This is a genomic window from Aquabacter sp. L1I39, from assembly GCF_017742835.1.
In the GTDB taxonomy this organism is placed as follows: domain Bacteria; phylum Pseudomonadota; class Alphaproteobacteria; order Rhizobiales; family Xanthobacteraceae; genus L1I39.
On record NZ_CP072392.1, the window covers coordinates 668,059 to 685,392 of the forward strand.

15 protein-coding genes are annotated in these 17,334 nt (G+C 65.7%); 3 read left to right on the plus strand and 12 right to left on the minus strand.

Annotated elements, in window-relative coordinates; all coding sequences use genetic code 11:
- Positions 1–278: 278 nt before the first annotated feature.
- Both J5J86_RS24585 and J5J86_RS03065 read left to right on the plus strand, forming a co-directional pair.
- Positions 279–794 carry a cold-shock protein gene (locus tag J5J86_RS24585; protein ID WP_342449159.1) on the plus strand — a complete coding sequence of 172 codons (516 nt, stop codon included), beginning with the start codon at positions 279–281 and terminating at the stop codon, positions 792–794.
- A gap of 776 nt (positions 795–1,570) precedes the next feature.
- Complete coding sequence (locus tag J5J86_RS03065) at positions 1,571–1,762, plus strand: hypothetical protein (RefSeq protein WP_209103434.1); 192 nt, start codon at positions 1,571–1,573, stop codon at positions 1,760–1,762.
- A gap of 562 nt (positions 1,763–2,324) precedes the next feature.
- On the opposite strand, the gene yihA is transcribed toward J5J86_RS03065, so the two are convergent.
- From yihA to J5J86_RS03100, 7 genes are all read right to left on the minus strand, one after another.
- Positions 2,325–2,990 (minus strand): ribosome biogenesis GTP-binding protein YihA/YsxC, encoded by a 666-nt coding sequence (gene yihA / locus J5J86_RS03070; RefSeq protein ID WP_209103435.1) that lies wholly within the window; start codon positions 2,988–2,990, stop codon positions 2,325–2,327.
- A 135-nt stretch (positions 2,991–3,125) separates the two neighbouring features.
- On the minus strand, positions 3,126–4,955 hold the full coding sequence (yidC, locus tag J5J86_RS03075) for a membrane protein insertase YidC (protein ID WP_209103436.1): 1,830 nt from the start codon (positions 4,953–4,955) through the stop codon (positions 3,126–3,128).
- Complete coding sequence (gene rnpA, locus J5J86_RS03080; protein ID WP_209103437.1) at positions 4,952–5,332, minus strand: ribonuclease P protein component; 381 nt, start codon at positions 5,330–5,332, stop codon at positions 4,952–4,954. The genes yidC and rnpA overlap by 4 nt, the downstream gene beginning before the upstream one ends.
- Before the next feature lie 27 nt (positions 5,333–5,359).
- Positions 5,360–5,494 (minus strand): 50S ribosomal protein L34, encoded by a 135-nt coding sequence (gene rpmH / locus J5J86_RS03085; protein WP_170012815.1) that lies wholly within the window; start codon positions 5,492–5,494, stop codon positions 5,360–5,362.
- 209 nt (positions 5,495–5,703) lie between these two features.
- The gene (gene ybaL / locus J5J86_RS03090; protein WP_209103438.1) at positions 5,704–7,689 is read right to left on the minus strand and encodes a YbaL family putative K(+) efflux transporter; all 1,986 of its coding nucleotides are present in this window, start codon (positions 7,687–7,689) and stop codon (positions 5,704–5,706) included.
- 221 nt (positions 7,690–7,910) lie between these two features.
- Positions 7,911–8,516: a 3-isopropylmalate dehydratase small subunit gene (leuD, locus tag J5J86_RS03095; RefSeq protein ID WP_209103439.1), complete on the minus strand. Its 606-nt coding sequence runs from the start codon at positions 8,514–8,516 to the stop codon at positions 7,911–7,913.
- 331 nt (positions 8,517–8,847) lie between these two features.
- Positions 8,848–9,525 carry a hypothetical protein gene (locus J5J86_RS03100; protein ID WP_209103440.1) on the minus strand — a complete coding sequence of 226 codons (678 nt, stop codon included), beginning with the start codon at positions 9,523–9,525 and terminating at the stop codon, positions 8,848–8,850.
- 267 nt (positions 9,526–9,792) lie between these two features.
- Between J5J86_RS03100 and J5J86_RS03105 the strand changes: the two genes are divergently transcribed.
- A complete protein-coding gene (locus J5J86_RS03105; RefSeq protein WP_247657977.1) occupies positions 9,793–11,583 on the plus strand; it encodes a glycosyltransferase in 1,791 nt (596 codons plus the stop codon).
- 208 nt (positions 11,584–11,791) lie between these two features.
- Here J5J86_RS03105 and J5J86_RS03110 read toward each other — a convergent pair whose 3' ends face one another.
- From J5J86_RS03110 to J5J86_RS03130, 5 genes are all read right to left on the minus strand, one after another.
- Positions 11,792–12,340 carry a cytochrome b gene (locus J5J86_RS03110; protein WP_209103442.1) on the minus strand — a complete coding sequence of 183 codons (549 nt, stop codon included), beginning with the start codon at positions 12,338–12,340 and terminating at the stop codon, positions 11,792–11,794.
- Between the two features lie 208 nt (positions 12,341–12,548).
- On the minus strand, positions 12,549–13,016 hold the full coding sequence (locus tag J5J86_RS03115; protein WP_209103443.1) for a metallopeptidase family protein: 468 nt from the start codon (positions 13,014–13,016) through the stop codon (positions 12,549–12,551).
- Positions 13,017–13,346: 330 nt separating this feature from the next.
- Positions 13,347–14,771, minus strand: coding sequence for a 3-isopropylmalate dehydratase large subunit (leuC, locus tag J5J86_RS03120; RefSeq protein WP_209103444.1), 1,425 nt, complete (start codon positions 14,769–14,771; stop codon positions 13,347–13,349).
- A 334-nt stretch (positions 14,772–15,105) separates the two neighbouring features.
- Positions 15,106–16,362: an MFS transporter gene (locus J5J86_RS03125; protein ID WP_209103445.1), complete on the minus strand. Its 1,257-nt coding sequence runs from the start codon at positions 16,360–16,362 to the stop codon at positions 15,106–15,108.
- Positions 16,363–16,505: 143 nt separating this feature from the next.
- Positions 16,506–17,279 carry a hypothetical protein gene (locus J5J86_RS03130; RefSeq protein ID WP_209103446.1) on the minus strand — a complete coding sequence of 258 codons (774 nt, stop codon included), beginning with the start codon at positions 17,277–17,279 and terminating at the stop codon, positions 16,506–16,508.
- Positions 17,280–17,334: the final 55 nt, after the last annotated feature.

The window sequence follows — 17,334 nt, forward strand, 5'->3', positions numbered from 1 at the left end:
AGCGTGTCGTCAGGACTTCTGTTGGGTCGTCTGAGGATGTGAGTATCAAAAACGCAAACAAGTTCAGCAAGTGGATGGCCCTGGCCAAGATTGGCGACCTGACCTCAACGGAAATACACATGAGCCGTAACCGAGACTTCCGAGAGCCGCGCCGTCGCGGATTTGATGACGACTTTGCACCGCCGCGTGACCGTGGTTTTGGAGGAGAGCGCGCGTTTTCCTCGCCGAGCAGCAGCTTCAGCTCGCCCGCGCCGTCCGGCCCGCCGATCGACGCGACTGTGAAGTGGTTCAACCCTGAAAAGGGCTTCGGATTCGTCGAACTCTCCGACGGCTCCGGCGACGTGTTCCTGCATGCCCGCGCCCTTGAGGCCGCTGGCCAGGAAAGCGTTCCCCCCGGCTCCAAGCTCTCCGTGCGCGTGGGCCAGGGCCAGAAGGGCCGTCAGGTCACCGAAGTTCTCGACGTGGACACCTCCACGGCGGAAGCGGCTCCCCCGCGCCGGGCTCCCGGCGGCTTCGGCGGCGCCCCCCGTTCGGGCGGCTTCGGCGGCGGCGCTGGTGGTCCCCGTGCGGCCTCCGGCCCCACCGAGGAGCGCGTCGGCACCGTGAAGTGGTACAACCCCGACAAGGGGTTCGGCTTCATCGCGGTTGAAGGCGGCGGCAAGGACGTGTTCGTCCACGTGACCGTGGTGTCCCGTTCCGGCCTGTCCGACCTCAGCGAAGGCCAGCGCGTCGTGGTGCAGGTCGGCCAGGGTCCCAAGGGTCCCGAGGCGCGCGGCATCGAAGTCGCGGACTGATCCGCTTCTTGACGAGATAAAGGCTGACGGGCGGAAGACACCCTCTTCCGCCCGTCATGCCATGACTGCGCCCTTGACCGTGGGTCAGCCGCGCGGAGGTTTGCGCACCCGGTGCCGAGCGGGTGTGTCCGAAGGAAGTGTGTGGGGCTTCCTCTGCGGATCGCTGCGGGCAAACCGATGCATCGCCGGATGTCCGGGTGTTCGCTACGGCGCCGGGCCTTCGTGTGCCAAGATTAGCGCCCAGACGGGGTGCCCGGAATTGGTGCCAACGCCTTTGTGCCAAACCTTGTGGTGTCTTCGCATTCCCGTTGTTGCGGGTTGTCTCTGTCCCCGGTTGGATGAACGGGGAATCGGGGCATGTCGTGACAAGGCCGCCAGAAGCCAGCACCGCCCGACGCCGGGCATGTTGGACGTGAAATCGGCTTCGATCTGGCGGGTACATCACGGAGCGTGATGAGGGGGCGCTCGGCTGCGGCACGTCGCGGGACATCGGCCTGGACTTTCTCTCGCAGGCTGGTCGGTGGGTGATTTTGCCGGAATGGTTCGCCTGGATGGTTTATACACGAGCCTTGGCCGATGAGGCGGATACGGGCTTATCGCACACGGACGCGGCGGTTGGGCCGGCGCAGTTTGGATTGAACTTTTATCAGCGAGCGCGCCATGGCTCCCAATGAAGTGCCTGTGTCTTCGTGGAACCCATCGCGCTCTCCCAGTCGACATGTCCGGCGTTGTCAGGGCGGCGCCGCCTTGTCTTTCAGCACGGAGCAAAACCCATAATGGCTCAACAGACAGAGGCTGACCTGAAGGGTCTCCTCGAACGACTGAAGAACGCCCAGCGTGACCTGCTGCTCGCCGCGGCACAGGCCACCACTGTTCCCTCCGACGGCGCCCTGCGGAAGATTTCCGAGCTGGAGGGAGCCATTGCGGCGACGGAAGCCCTGATTCAGGACGAGCGCAAGAGGCGCTGAGGCACGGGTGGCCGGTCGCGCGGACTGTCTTCGCCCGGCCCCTCTTGCCATGGTATGGCGGGTCGACCCGAACGGGCCGGCCTCGCCCGGGCCCCCTCACCCCTCCCGACGCACCCGCCCCGCAAGTGCGCCTGTCATGCGAACGCATCCCACCGCCGGGGGTGCGCACAAGACAGGCCTGCGTTGAACGCGCCGCCGTCTGCGGATCCGGGACAGGCCGCCCATTGGGGTGCGTCACCCCCCTCCCCCTCCCGGCGCCTGACCTCTTGCGTGCTGACCGTCGACGACCATCGCCTGGCCGCGCGGCGACCGCAGTGGGCATCGGCCACGCCTGGCGTACAGCGCCCGCGGCAAGGCCGTCTCCCCACAGCCCCCGCGCGTGCGCTACGCCATGAAGGCCTCTCGCCGGAGATCGGGCGTGAGTTGCCAACCGGCGCCCGCCGGTGACACAAGTGGCCGAATTGTGGAAACCGTCCCCCTGCCCCTAAGGTGAGCCCTTCCCCGGACGCTCCTGCCGCACGCCCCCGGAGAACCCCCTAGAGGCTGCGCGAGCCCTCCCGCCTCAGGCGATGCCGCGCTCAGCCATCAATTGGGCCACAGCCCCCCTCAGCTCGGCGAGGCCCGCGCCGGTCTGGCTGGAGGTGGGGAAGATGACCGGATAGGCCGCCGGCCGCTTGCGGATGCGCTCCTGCGTCTCCACGAGGCGAGCCTTCAGCTCGGTGGGCTTCACCTGGTCGGCCTTGGTCAGCACGATGGCGTAGGACACCGCCGCCTTGTCCAGGAGATCGAGGATCTCCTCGTCTACCGGCTTGATGCCGTGGCGGGAATCGATGAGCACGAACACCCGCGCCAGATTGACCCGCCCGCGCAGATAGGCGCGGATGGTATTGGTCCAGGCGTCCACCTTCTCCTTGGGCGCCTTGGCGAAGCCGTAGCCGGGCATGTCCACCAGGGTCAGCCGCGGGTCCACCCGGAAGAAGATCAGCTCCTGCGTGCGGCCGGGCGTCACCGAGGTGCGCGCCAGCGTCTTGCGGCCGGTGAGCGCGTTGACGAGGCTGGACTTGCCCACATTGGAGCGGCCGGCGAGGGCGATCTCCAGCCCCGTCATGGGGGGCAGCGTCTCCACCGTCGGCGCGGCGGTGATGAAGTTCCACTCCGCCGCGAACAGCAGCCGGCCGGGTTCGATAAAGGGATTGTCTTCGGCGGTCTCGCCTGCGTTCGTGCTCATTTTTCGCTTATCGGCTCAAGGCGCGCCTGGCGCAAGGGTCCGCCGCTGCCCGCAGGCGCGGCTCTGAAACGCAGAACGGCGCCCGAAGGCGCCGTCCCGATGGCTCTGTCATCGCCCGGGGGGCCGGTCGCGGCCTCAGCTCTTGGCGTTGGCCTTGGGCTTTTTCTTGAACGCCGCCTTGAGGTTATCGAAGAGTTCGATCTTCACACCGTGGCGCTTCATGATGACCGACTGCTGGATCACCGAGAGCGTGTTGTTCCAGGCCCAGTAGATCACAAGGCCCGCCGCGAAATGGGCCAGCATGAAGGTGAAGATGATCGGCATATAATTGAAGATCATCTGCTGGGTCGGGTCCGGCGGGGCCGGATTCAGCTTCATCTGCACCCACATGGTCACGCCCATGATGAGCGGCCAGGCGCCGAGCATCAGGTAGGTGCCAATGACGGGAACGGTGGACGGGTCCCAGGGAATGAGGCCGAACAGGTTGAAGATGGTCGTCGGATCGGGCGCGGACAGATCGTGGATCCAGCCGAAGAAGGGCGCGTGCCGCATCTCGATGGTCACGAACAGCACCTTGTAGAGCGCGAAGAAGACCGGGATCTGCACCAGGATGGGAAGGCAGCCCGCGATCGGGTTCACCTTCTCCTTCTTGTACAGCTCCATCACCGCCTGCTGCTGCTTGGTGCGGTCGTCCTTGTAGCGCTCGCGGATGGCCTGCTGCTCCGGCTGCAGGGCCTTCATCTTCGCCATGGAGGCGTAGGACTTGTTGGCCAGCGGGAAGAACAGGGCTTTGAGCGCCACGGTCACGATCAGGATGGCCACGCCGAAATTGCCGACGACGCGATAGATCCAGTCGATGACGATGAAGAGCGGCTTGGTGATGAAATAGAACCAGCCCCAGTCGATGAGCAGGTCGAAGCGGTCGATCTGGTACTGGCGCTGATAGCCATCCACCACGGAGACCACCTTGGCGCCGGCGAACAGGCGCGCCTGGGAGGCCTCGGTGGCGCCGGGGGCCACCGTCTTGCCAGCGGCGAGATAATCCGCCTGGAAGGTGCGCACGCCCGCCTGGGTGGAGGAGGAGAAGCGCGCATCCACCGCCGTCGCCTGATCGGGGATCACGGTCGCGGCCCAGTATTTGTCGGTGATGCCCAGCCAGCCGCCGGTCGCCTTGAAGGTGCGCGGCTGGTTGTCCTCCATCTTGGCGTAGGTCACTTCCTGGAGGCCGGCATCGCCGAGCACGCCGATCAGGCCCTCATGCAGGATGTAGAAGCCGGCGGTGTGCGGCAGGCCGTGACGGGAGACGAGGGCATAGGGATAGAGGGTCACAGGGGCGGCGCCCTTGTTCTCGACCTCGTCCTTCACCGTGAACATGTATTCGTCGTCAATGGTGAAGGTGCGCTTGAAGACGAGCCCTTCGCCATTGTCGTAGGTCAGCACCAGCGGCGCGGCCGGGGTCAGCTTCTGGCTGCCGGCGGTCCACACCGTATCGGGGCCGGGCAGCTTCAGGTTGGCGCCGGGCGCGCTGGTCCAGCCGAATTCCGCATAGAAGGGATTGGGAGCGCCCGAGGGCTCCAGCAGCACGATATTCGGGCTGTCGGGGGCCACCGTCTCGCGATAATCGTTCAGTGAAAGGTCGTCGGCGCGTCCACCGCGCAGATTGATGGAGCCGGAGACCCGGGGGGTCTCGATGGCGACGCGCGGCGAGGCGGCGAGCGCCTGGGCGCGGGTCAGGCCTTTCGCCGGGCTTTGGGCGGCGGTGCCGCCGGGCACGCTGGCACCACCTTCGGCGCTGGGCGCTGGGGTGTTGCTGCCGGGCTGGGCCGGGGCCTGCTGGGTCTGGCGCTGCTGCTCGGCCAGCTGGCGCTGCTTCTCCGCCTGCGGGATGCCGAAGAAATATTGCCAGCCGAGGAGGATCGCCAGCGACAGGCCGATGGCGATGAACATGTTGCGATTGTCGGTCATGCCGGGCGGCCTCCGTTGGCGGGGGCGGACGTGTCTTTGGGCTTTTTCGAGGGCGCGCCGTGCAGGCGGGCAATGGCGCGCTCGAGATCGCGGGTGAGATCCGAGAAGGGCGCATGCAGAGCATGCGGGCGCGCGACCAGGACATAATCATAGCCGGCCCGGCCGTGGGCGGGCAGGACTTCCCCTGCCGCCGCCCGCAGACGCCGACGGATGCGGTTGCGCACCACGGCGTTGCCGATTTTCTTGGTGACCGTCAGGCCAAGGCGCACGGCATCCTCGCCACGACGATTGCGTCCCTGCAAAAGGAACGAGGCGACGCCGGCCTTCTCAGCCTTGGCTGCCGCCAGGAAATCACGCCTTTGGCGGAGGCGATCCACGGGACGCGACTCCGCCAGGGGCATGCCTCACGCGGACAGGCGCTTGCGGCCGTGGCTCCGGCGGGCAGCGATGATCTTACGGCCGTTGCGGGTCGCCATGCGCGCACGAAAGCCGTGCCGACGCTTGCGCACGAGCTTGCTCGGTTGATAGGTGCGCTTCACGGTACTTGTCTCCGGGGTTTTGGCGACGCCGACTGCAATCCGGGAAACCCTGGCCGGCGACCGTATCGCCCGCCACCTCATTCGAGCTCAACTCGAAAATAAGGTCTGGCTCCCGGGAGCCGAAGCCGCCCGAGTTCGGGTCGGGCTTATAGGGGGAGGCGGCCCGCACGTCAACGGTGAAGGCGTGTGCCCACGGGTTTCCTTCCGCCTCAGGCGGCGGGCTTGGACGGCTCGGGCACCGCCTCGGATGCTGGCTGATCCTGCGGGAACTGTTCTGCCACCACGACTTTCGCTCCCCCCTCCACGGCCGCCTCACGGGTGAGCACGGTGTCGGAGGTGGACGTCAGCACGTCGCCGAGATCGGGCAAGGCCGTGCCCGGAGCCAGCAGATCCGGGGCGGAATCGCCTGCAAGGGGCACCTCCACCGCATCAATGGCCCGGGTGGCGGCGTCCTTGGCCGCCTCCTCCGTCTGGACCTCGGCGGCCGCCCCCGACGCGGCGTCAGACGTGGCTTTCTTGTCGAGGCCGAAGACGTGGCCGAGCATGCCGCGCGCCACTTCCCGCTCGCCCATGATGATGAAACTGGCACCGCCTTGCTTCAGGCGCTCCACCTCCGCATCCGAATGGGCGCGGGCGATGATGTCGAGCTTCGGGTTGAGGGTTCGCGCCTTCTTGAGCACGCCGACGGCTGCAAAGCCGTCCGGAATGGCAAGGATCAACCGCTTGGCGTGGGCGATGTTGGCGGCCACCAGGGCCTCCAGCGCGGCGGCGTTGGCGTTGACCACCTCGATGCCCGCCTTCTTCAAGCTCTCCACGGCGTCCTCCTGGTCCTCGATGACCACGAAGGGCGTGCCGGCCGTCTCCAGGCCCGCCGCAACCAGGCGGCCGACACGGCCATATCCCACCAGGATGGTGTGCTCGGTCTTCTCCGTCTGCGGCAAGGCGGGAACCTTGGCGGCCTCGGGGGTGGGCGCCGCCTTCACGAGGTAGGGCCGCAGCTTGTCGATGGCCAGGAAGAAGAAGGGATTGAGAACGATGGAGAAGATCGCCGCCGCCAGGATCAGGTCGCGCCCTTCCGCCGGCAGCAGGTCGAGGCTCACCCCGAGCGCCGCCAGGATGAAGGAGAACTCGCCCACCTGCGCGAGACTTGCGGAGATGGTCAGCGCCGTGGCGTTGCCATAGCCGAACAGGCGCACCAGCGCGAAGGCGGCCATCGACTTGCCCACCACCACGATCAGCAGCGTGGCGATGAGTTCCAGCGGGTGTTTCCAGATGATGGACGGGTCCACCAGCATGCCCACGGAGACGAAGAACATCACCGCGAAGGCGTCGCGCAGCGGCAGCGTCTCTTCTGCCGCCCGCTGGGACAAGGGGGATTCGGAGAGCACCATACCGGCGAAGAAGGCGCCGAGCGCGAAAGACACGTCAAACAGCATGGCCGAGCCGAAGGCGACGCCCAGCGCGATGGCCAGCACCGCCAGCCGGAACAATTCGCGCGAACCGCGATGGGCCACCCAGTGCAGCACCCAGGGAATGACGCGCCGGCCGACAATCAGCATCAGGGCGATGAAGGCAACCACCTTGCCGAGCGTGATGGCCAGCGTGACGGCAATGCCGGCATCGCCCCCCACCAGCGCCGTGGTGGCCGTGGCGGTCGCAGGGCGCCCGCCCAGGGCCTCGGAGAGCGCCGGCAGCAGCACCAAGGCGAGGACCATGGCGAGGTCCTCCACGATCAGCCAGCCCACCGCCACACGGCCCTGCTCGCTCTCCAGGATGCGCCGCTCCTGGAGCGCCCGCAGCAGCACCACCGTGCTCGCGACGGAAAGGGCGAGGCCGAAGACGAGGCCGCCACCAAAACTCCAGCCCAGAAGATGCGCGAGACCGATCCCGAGCACCGTGGCCACCGCGATCTGCACCACCGCGCCGGGAATGGCGATGGCTTTCACCGACAGCAGGTCGGCCAGGGAGAAATGCAGGCCGACGCCGAACATCAGCAGGATGACGCCGATCTCGGCCAGTTCGAGCGCCAGGTCGGGGTCCGCCGTGAAGCCGGGGGTGAAGGGGCCGCAAAGCACGCCGGCAATCAGATAGCCCACGAGGGGCGACAGTTTCAGCCGCTGCGCCAGGGCACCGAGAAGGAACGCCAGGACAATGGCGCCCACGATGGTGGCGACCAGCGGTGAATGATGCGGCACGGGCTACTCCGGAGTGTGGTGTTGCATGGCGTGAGCGGCAGGATCGCCCCATTCCTTTTCAGCCGCACGACAGTCTAGGCGAAAGGCTTGGAAGGACGGGAGATTTTCGTTTCGGCAAATGGCAAAAAAAATGGGCGCCGAAGTGGCGCCCATCTGACCTTGCGTCATTTTCCTGAACTTTTTTCCGGTTCCGGCAGCGCGAGCGGCGCCGGATCGGCGTCTCACAGCCAGGGCTGGGTCTGGCTGCGGGTGCCTTCGAAGCGGGTGATGCTGGTTTCCTTCTCCAGCGTCAGGCCGATATCGTCCAGGCCCTCCAGCAGGCAGCGTTTGCGGAAGGGGTCGATCTCGAACGTGATGGCGCCGCCGTCGGGGCCGCGGATTTCCTGGGCTTCCAGGTCCACGGTCAAGGTGGCGTTGGCGCCGCGCTCGGCGTCGTCGAACAGCTTGTCCAGGTCTTCCGGGCTCACCACGATGGGCAGGATGCCGTTCTTGAAGCAGTTGTTGTAGAAAATGTCGGCGAAGCTGGTGGAGATCACGCAGCGGATGCCGAAGTCCAGAAGCGCCCAGGGGGCATGCTCACGGGACGAGCCGCAGCCAAAATTGTCCCCGGCCACCAGCACCTTGGCGTTGCGGTAGGCGCTCTGGTTGAGGATGAAGTCGGGATTCTCGGTGCCATCCTCGTTATAGCGCATCTCGGAGAACAGGCCCTTGCCGAGGCCGGTGCGCTTGATGGTCTTCAGATACTGCTTGGGGATGATCATGTCGGTGTCGACATTGACCAGCTTCAGCGGCGCGGCAACGCCTTCGAGGACAGTGAACTTTTCCATGTTCCGGGCGGCTCCCTTGCGGCCGGTGGGCCCTTTGGAGCAGTTCTTAGAGCCTGCGCGAGCAAGGTTCAATCGCCGGGTGCGGCCATTGCGCCATCAGGTCTTCGGATTCGGGACGAGAGGACGCTTCGGCGGCCGGGCCGGCCCGCCAGTCCCCACACAGCGATCCGTCCTGAGTGAGAGGGACATCCCGGCCAAGCGGGCGCTCCAAATCCCTACAAGCCCTGAGCACTTTTCGCCTGCCTGAAGCCCGCTGGATAGCGGCGCATCACTTTCAGATACGCGCGGCGGGTGGCCCCATGGCGGCGCGGAGACAATCGCTCGTCCTAACCTAACTTTCTCCGGCCACAGCCGCATCGCCCGGGTGGTGTCCGAGCGACAGCTGATCGAACAGGATGCCCTGCTGACGCAGAAAAGTGGCAATTTCGACCGGGGCGGCCAGCTTGTCGATGAGAAGGCCCAGCAACGGCACGAGCACGCCCTGCCGCTTCAACGTCCTCGCAACATCGTGGCCGCAACCATCAACGACAAAGGCCGCGGCACGGCCCGATGCATGGTTCAGGATCATTTCGGCATGGCGCACATCGTCAGGAACATCGGCGCCGCAAAAAACCACATGGTCAAGCGGGAGCGCCGCATCCGGGGCCGGACCGGGAAGACATGTCTCGAATCGCCAGTGGTCAATCTCCCGGGTTTGCTCGCGCCAGCGGCTCTCCCACGGACAATGGGCAGGATGGACCGAAAATTGCGGGCAAAACGAAATGGAGCGGCGCACACCGGGTAGCAGCCCGCCGAACAGGATGGCAGCGAAGCCGCCCATGCTGTTGCCCAGCGTAACGATGGTGCGATTGTAGTGTGCGGTCAGGAAAGGTGCGAGCATGGTTTCGTCCAAGCTGTTGCACCATAACGCTGGCCGTTCCCGCACAAACGCCACCGGCCACTGGCAGGCACCGCCGGCAGCACTATTCAATGTCTTGGCAAACTCTTGCGGTTCGATCCCGTCAAACATCGCCTGTACTCCGGCAAAGGCAATCACCGCTTTTTCGGAGCCAGAACTCCCTTCCACAGAAAAGACCGCGTCCGACGCATTTTTTCGCCAAGACATCCTGCAAAGCCCTTACTGAAAAACACTGCGGACCATAAGATCAGTCATATCATCTTGACCACTGAAGCATAACCGGATTTTTGTGACTGTAGTGTAGAGGCCAGGGCCCCCATCATGACTAATGTTCTTATAACGGGAATGCCACGGAGCGGGACGACGCTGGCTACATTCATGATGAATCACCAGCCGAACGTCATCGCTCTTGCAGAGCCTTTCGGGCTATCGCGGGAATGGGACCGGAAGCATGCGGTGGAACAGATCATCGGCTTGATGCGCGAATACCGCGCCACGGCGCTGGCGCGGGGGGCGCTGATCACAAAGCACGTTGACGGGAAGATCCCGGAAAACTGGGTGGAGCCACCGCAAGACAGCGGGCGCCTGCGGCGCGTTCTGGAACAGCGCGGTCCCCTTACGTTCAACAAGCCACTGAGCGACGATTTCGCCTTGGTGGTCAAGCATCCGGCCGAATTCACCGCCCTGGCCGATCTGCTCATGACCCGTGTCCCTCTTTTCGCAATCATTCGCGACCCCCTTGCCGTGATGGCCGCGTGGCAAACCGTCGACATGCCCGTCCAGCGCGGTCGCATGCCAATGCTGGAGAGCTTTGCGCCAGACAATCTCAAGGCGCGGCTGGATAGCATCGACGATCCGCTGGACCGCCAAGTCGAATTGCTCGCGTTCCAGATGCGAACTTATCTTTCGCTCGGGATGGACAGGATCATTCGGTATGAGGACCTTGTCGCAGATCCGCAAAAGGCTCTTGCGCAGGTGTGCGCTTTACCGGTTCCTGTCCCAGAACACTCTGCCTACGATCCGCTGGAACGGTACAAAGGGGTGGATTTTCCCCGGCTTGCCGCACGTCTCCTGCCTATTCTGCCCCTGATAGAGGAGTTCTATCCGGACTTCCGGCAACGTTGGCCAGCGCTCCTGCCGTCGAAGACCGCCGTTGCTGGAAGCTCTGTCATCGACGAGCCAAGCCGGGTGCCCCGTTCGGCTGGCCCCGAGCCAGGTGATGACCCTCGGGTTTTCGTAATGGGCGCGTACATCGCGGCCGGCGGGACGCATATGGCCTATGAAATCGGCCGCGTTGCCAAGCAAAGGCTTGGGCTGTCATGCTATGCCGTGACTTGGGAAAATGAGACCGCTGGCAACTCAGTATTCGACTATCCTGACCATTTTGAATGTGTAACGCGCGAGGAACTGGCCACGATCTTACGGCCTCAGGATATTTTCATCTGCAATCCGTCGTTTTCGGACGGCTTGGTGGGGCTGAGCCACCACTGCCGCAAGCTGATGTATGTGCAAGGCTTCAGCTCGTTCCGGACGCTGGATTTGTGGTTCGACCGGCACATTGCCGTAGGTGGCTTCACCCGCGATTTCCTCGCGAATGTCTACGGGCTCGAAGCCCCGATCATCAACCCGTTCATAACAACCGACCATATGCCTCAGGAACCGTGGTGGAGCAGGCCGGCCAACTCGATCTGGTTCTACCTCAAAGGCGATGGGCAGACGCAACTGGCATTGCTCAAGCGGTTGCGGCAAGAGATCAGCAATATCGATCCGTTGGCCGCCGCGGGGATTGACTGGGATGGATCGATGCTATGGTCGGGAGAGTACAAGCAACGAGCCTTGTTCGCTAAAATCGCAGAGCGGCGCCACTTGATCACCTTATCCGTGTGCGAGGGCTTCGGGCTGGTGCCTTTGGAAGCCATGGCGATGAGCCTGACCGTGCTTGGCTTCGACGGCTTCGGCGGGCGGGAATATATGCGCCGCGGTGTCAATTGTCTCGTCCGGTCCTCTCCCGACCTGACCGGCGTGGCGCAGGATGTACTCGACTGCCTGAAGGACCCGGACAGCGCAGCGGCATTGGCCGCAAATGGCCCCGCCACGGCGGCGCTTTATTCGCGAGCGCGCTTCGAGGAAGGCTGGGAAATGGAATTGCAGGCCATGCTTCAGCGCTGAGACGCCTCCCACCCAGGCTTGCCCACGGGGGACAAGCCTGGATTGGGCGGAGTGGGCTGCGAACAGCCACTTTTCGCGCTTCTGGTTCTAAGGCAGCGGAACGTACGCTGCACAGCGGCTACCCAAACTCAGCCGCTCTGGCTTCCGTTGCCGTACATCCCCATCATCCCTGGTGCCAAACCAAGCGCGGAAAAGGCGCCGGTCACTTTCAGTGGCCGGGCAGCATGCGCCGCAGCACGTCGTCCTTCTGCACGAAATGGTGCCATAGCGCCGCCGCCGCATGGAGGCCGGCGAGGATGAGAAGGCTGTCGGCCATCAAGCCGTGGATGTCCTCCATCTGGTGCGCGAGGGTCTTGTCGGCGGTCAGCGGCGAAGCGATGTCAATGAGGCCGAACAAGGTGATGGCCTTGCCATCGGTGAAGGCGCTCAGCACGCCAAGGGCCGGCACGGCGACCAGCAGCAGATAAAGCAGCCCGTGCACCGCATGGGAAGCGATGGACACCGGCCGCGACAGGGCCGGCGAGACGGGCGGCACGGTGCTGGTGAAGCGGGCGACGAAGCGCGCGGCCACCAGGAGGATCAACACGCAGCCGAAGGAGATGTGCAGCCACCAGGTGGTGGCACGCTCCGGCGTGCCGCGGGCGAACAGGTCGACCACATAGGTGAGGCCATAGGTGGTCAGGACCACCAGGACCGTGAGCCAGTGGATGGCGCGCATGGGCATGGAATAGCGCGTGGCCTGGATGGAGCCGACCATTTCAAGACATCTCCTGCGAAGCTATAGTTTTTATTCGTTCTAATCTAGCGGGAGATTGTCGCCATGCGGCATGACGCTGCGGGCGGGAACGGACCGCCCGCCCCAGCTGCTAAGGTGTTCCACTGGCTCGTGAAAGCGGCGGAATGCGCCCCTTCTGTCTTGGCCCTTCCCGCTCACGCCACCCCATTTTCCGGCGCGCGCAGAGGCTTTACTCGTCCAAGGCCTCCGCCTCGATGCGCTCCATGTCCTCGTCCGACAGGCCGAAATGGTGGCCGATCTCATGCACGAGCACATGGGTGATGACGGCGCCGAGGCTGTCCTCGTGCTCGGCCCAATAATCGAGGATGGGCCGACGATAGAGGTGGATGAGGTTGGGCATGCGCCCGGTCTCGGTGACGGCGGCGTCCTGCGCCAGGCCGATGCCCTGGAACAGGCCGAGCAGGTCGAAGGGGGTCTCCGCTTCCATTTCGTCGAGCACGTCTTCGGTGGGGAAGTCGTCCACCTTGATGATGACCCCCGCGCACAGGCGCCGGAAGTCCTCCGGAAGGCGCGCGAAGGCCTCGTCCGCGATCACCTCGAAATCCGCCAGCGAGGGCGCCGCGCGCGGGCTCCAATCGAGCGCCGCCTGCACCTCGGCCTCCGTCAGTTCGATCGCGGCTTGATCGGCGTCAGACATGCGGCACCTTCCAACAAGAGGCGATGATCAAGGTCCTGTGAGCACCGTGCATTTAAGGAACCATTAACCAAGGCGGCTCGTTACGCTTTCACTACATGTGAGGAGGCTGACCATGCTGCGCAAGCTGGCGGTCACCGCGGGTCTGGTGACCATTCTGGGCGTTGCTGCTTATTTCGCGCCCCAAGAGCCGCGTGACATTCACGCGTCGATCGAAACAATCGCCATTCTGTGACGCCGCGCGCCTCAGGCGCCGACGGACGAGAAAACCCCTCCGGCGGACCGGAGGGGTTCCGAAGAGGCGCGCGCAGCACAACCGCGCGCGACGCACGCTCAGCCGCGCGGCCACTCCCGCACGTCCACGAACCGGCCGGCAATGGCCGCCGCCGCCGCCATGGCGGGGGAGACGAGGTGCGTGCGGCCCTTGAAGCCCTGGCGGCCCTCGAAATTGCGGTTCGAGGTGGAGGCGCACCGCTCCTCGGGAGAGAGGCGGTCGGCGTTCATGGCTAGGCACATGGAGCAGCCGGGCTCGCGCCAGTCGAAGCCGGCTTCCTTGAAGATCTTGTCGAGACCCTCTGCCTCGGCCTGCGCCTTCACGAGACCGGAGCCGGGAACCACCATGGCGTTCACATTGGCGTTGACCTTGTGCCCGGCGATCACAGCCGCCGCCTGGCGCAGGTCCTCGATGCGGCCATTGGTGCACGAGCCGATGAACACGCGGTCGAGCGCGATATCGGTGATTTTGGTGCCGGCGGTGAGGCCCATATAGGCGAGCGCCCGCTTCTTGGCGGCGCGCTTGGCCTCGTCCGCGATCTGGTCCGGATCGGGCACGAAGCCTTCCACGGAGATCACGTCCTCGGGGCTGGTGCCCCAGGAGACGATGGGCGGCAGCTTGGCGCCGTCGAGCCGCACCTCAGTGTCGAAATAGGCGCCCTCATCCGTGATAAGGGTGTCCCAATACCGCATGGCCGCATCCCAGTCGGCGCCCTTCGGCGCCTTGGGCCGGTCCTTGATATAGGCATAAGCCTTCTCGTCGGGCGCCACCATGCCCGCGCGCGCACCGCCCTCGATGGACATGTTGCACACGGTCATGCGCCCTTCCATGGACAGGGCCTTGAACACGTCGCCGGCATATTCGATCACGTAGCCGGTGCCGCCGGCCGTGCCGATGGTGCCGATGATCGCCAGAACAACGTCCTTGGCGCCCACGCCTTCGGGGAGCACCCCGTCGACGGTGACGCGCATGTTCTTGGCCTTCTTCTGGATCAGCGTCTGGGTGGCGAGCACGTGCTCCACCTCCGATGTGCCGATGCCGTGCGCCAGCGCGCCGAAGGCGCCATGGGTGGAGGTGTGGCTGTCGCCGCACACAATGGTGGTGCCGGGCAGCGTGAAGCCCTGCTCGGGACCGACCACATGCACGATGCCCTGGCGGCGGTCGAAGCCGTCATAATATTCGATGCCGAAATCGCGGGCATTCTCGGCCAAAGCCGCGATCTGCGCCACGCTCTCCTCGTCCGGGTTCGGCAAGGTGCGGTCGGTGGTGGGAACGTTATGGTCCACCACGGCCAGCGTCTTTGACGGCGCGCGCACCGTGCGGCCGGTCATGCGCAGCCCCTCGAAGGCCTGCGGGCTCGTCACCTCATGCACGAGGTGGCGATCAATATAGAGCAGGCAGGTGCCGTCTTCCTGGCGTTCGACCACATGGTCGTCGAAGATCTTGTCGTAGAGGGTGCGCGGGGCGCTGCTGGGGGCGTTCATGGCTTTTTGTGTCCTGAGGAACGGGACCCGCCTGCGCGAAGGGGCAGCGGGCGACGTCGGTGACGAGAAAAGGCGGCTTGGACGGGGGGCTCAGCGCTAAAGGGCGGCGAGCGCAGCCGTCGTGAAGCGGCCGAAAAAGCGTCCCGGCAATCGGACATGATCGGGCACCGCCGCGAATTCCATGGTGGTGCGCGCGAACGACCCGGCGGCGCAATACGCCTCCAGGGAGCGGCACGGACCATTTTCGCGGATCCTGATCATGGGCGCTTTTTAGCAGTTCCAGTCACGCCCCACAATGCGGCCGCGCACGGACGTGATGGGGTCTGACGGCTGCTCACGCCCCGCCCGACGCGGGCGCCGCAGGGGCAACGCCGCCCTCGGCCCGGCGCACGGCGGGCATGCAGGCCAGCCAGAACACCACCGCACCGCTGGCGACGCCGGCCAGCGTACAGAAGGCCGCGCCATAGCCGAATTCCACCGCGATGAAGCCCGCGAGCGAGGGGCTGAGCGCCGCGCCAACCCCTTGCATGGTCATGACCGCACCGAGGCCCGCATTCACATGGCCGGTGCCACGCAGGATGCGGGCGACAATGCCCGGTGTCGCCACGCCCATGAGGCCCGCGCCCACGCCGTCGAGGATCTGCACGGGCAGAAGGGCGGGCAGCGCCGGCCACAGGCCAGCCACCAGCCCGCGCACCGGCAAGGCGAGCAGCGCGATGAGGAAGACGATCTCATAGCCCCGGCTGTGCGCGAGCCGCGCGGCAAGGAGCGCCATGGGGATCATGGTCAATTGCGCCACCACCACGGTGGCCGCCGTGTAGGCCGCCGGGTCTGCGCTGCCGCGCGCCGCCACCGCCTGCCCCAGCAAGGGTAGCATGGCCGCATTGGCGAGGTGAAACAGCAGCAAGGTGAGCCCCACCGCCACCAGGGGCCGGGATTTCAGCAGCAGGCGGAAGCTGGGCTCCGGCACGCCATGGGCCTGCGCACCCTTTTCAAGGCCCCGTGCCACGTCATTGTCGATGAGGGCCGGATCGATGCGTGACAGCGCCAGCAGGGAACCCGCCGCCATGGCGATCATCAGCCAAAACACCGCCTCCACCCCATAGGCATAGCCGAGCCAGCCGGCGAGGAAGGCGGCCACCATGTTGCCCCCATGGTTGAAGGCCTCGTTGCGGCCGAGCTGCGCCGGCAATCCATCCTGGCCGACGAGCCCCAGGGTGAGCGCGGCGATGGCCGGACCGATGGCGGCGCCCGCAAGGCCGGTGAGGATCTGGGAGGCCACCACCATGGGACCGTGGGGCACATAGAGCAAAGCCAGCGAGGCGAGGATCACCACCACCGCGCACGCGGCGATGAGCGCGCGCTTCATGGCCGTGGCATCCGCCAGCGCGCCAAGCGGCGCCGCCGCCAGCATGCCGGCAAGGCCGCCGGCGGTCATCACATAGCCGATCTGGTCCGGTGCCCAGCCCTGGCCGATGAGGAAGATGCCGAGAAAGGGCCCCAGCCCGTCGCGCACGTCGGCGAGAAAGAAATTGAGCCCGCCCAGCGCCCGCGCCGATGCGCGCTGCGCCGCCCCCATTTGGTCGCTCATGATGTCTGGCCCCCGCCGGCCCGTCTCCGGCCGCGTGTCTCGCGGCCGGAACGGCTGACCCGATCAGACCCGATTGGCGGACAAACGCCAAGCTTTGGTTTCGGTTCCACGCCAAAGGCTTAGGTCACGTTTGGGAAGCAGGATCACGGATGGGCGAGGCCTGCCGCCCACGCGCCCACCCCGGCATCCGCCTCAATCACAGGGTCATTCAAGGTCCAGCGGGGAATGGTGCGCATGTGCGCGAGCTCGGCAAACAGGGACGTGAAGCCGCCATCCGGGGAAATGTCCCGCAGCACGGCGTCCAACTCCTGGCCGAAGCCCTTAAAGCCCTCGGCTGCCACCTCGCTGAGGTGGACCTGGTTCCATGTGGTCCCAAGCGCCGGGTCCTGAAAGAGAACCGCGGTCGTCTCCAGCGTCCGGAAGGTGCCGAGCGTACCGAGCGCCACCAGCCGCGCGGCGCCGGGGCCGATATAGCGCCGCATGATGTCCCGGTAGGCGGCGAGGAAGGCGACGTCCACGTCCAGATATTCGATGGAGGGCTTGCGGTGCGGCCGGCCGGCCGATCCCGCCCAGCCCTTGGGGAAATGGAAGGCGCCGGGTGTCGTCGCCAGAAGCTCGGCCCGCAGCAGCCGCACGCCGGGCGGGGGCGGGTCCAGAACCAGCCGGGCGATGGCCTCGGCCGGGACCAAGTCGCGGAAATAGATGAACTCCGCATGGCTCCAGACGGGCGCGTCCGACTGGCTCTTGAAGATGGAATGATGGCGATAGAGCGAGCGGCCGAGGCAGGTGGGGCCGAGATCTCCCCATTCGCCCGCCTCCCGCTCCAAGGCGTGCTGGCCTTCGGTGGAGGGGGCATCCAGCGTGCGCGCCAGCACCACCAGGCGCTGCTCCTGTTCGATGGAAACAAGGTCCGTCATGCGATGCCCCCGCAGCCTCAAGAAAAGCGAAGGCCGGCGGGAGTGCCCCGCCGGC

Coding starts and splice junctions, on each gene's coding strand:
- J5J86_RS03100 (WP_209103440.1), bottom strand. CDS start 9,525: ATGTTTGACGGGATCGAACCGCAAGAGTTTGCCAAGACATTGAATAGT.
- J5J86_RS03110 (WP_209103442.1), bottom strand. CDS start 12,340: ATGGTCGGCTCCATCCAGGCCACGCGCTATTCCATGCCCATGCGCGCC.
- leuC (WP_209103444.1), bottom strand. CDS start 14,771: ATGAACGCCCCCAGCAGCGCCCCGCGCACCCTCTACGACAAGATCTTC.
- J5J86_RS03130 (WP_209103446.1), bottom strand. CDS start 17,279: ATGACGGACCTTGTTTCCATCGAACAGGAGCAGCGCCTGGTGGTGCTG.
- J5J86_RS03125 (WP_209103445.1), bottom strand. CDS start 16,362: ATGAGCGACCAAATGGGGGCGGCGCAGCGCGCATCGGCGCGGGCGCTG.
- J5J86_RS03105 (WP_247657977.1), top strand. CDS start 9,793: ATGATGAATCACCAGCCGAACGTCATCGCTCTTGCAGAGCCTTTCGGG.
- yidC (WP_209103436.1), bottom strand. CDS start 4,955: ATGACCGACAATCGCAACATGTTCATCGCCATCGGCCTGTCGCTGGCG.
- J5J86_RS03115 (WP_209103443.1), bottom strand. CDS start 13,016: ATGTCTGACGCCGATCAAGCCGCGATCGAACTGACGGAGGCCGAGGTG.
- J5J86_RS03065 (WP_209103434.1), top strand. CDS start 1,571: ATGGCTCAACAGACAGAGGCTGACCTGAAGGGTCTCCTCGAACGACTG.
- leuD (WP_209103439.1), bottom strand. CDS start 8,516: ATGGAAAAGTTCACTGTCCTCGAAGGCGTTGCCGCGCCGCTGAAGCTG.
- yihA (WP_209103435.1), bottom strand. CDS start 2,990: ATGAGCACGAACGCAGGCGAGACCGCCGAAGACAATCCCTTTATCGAA.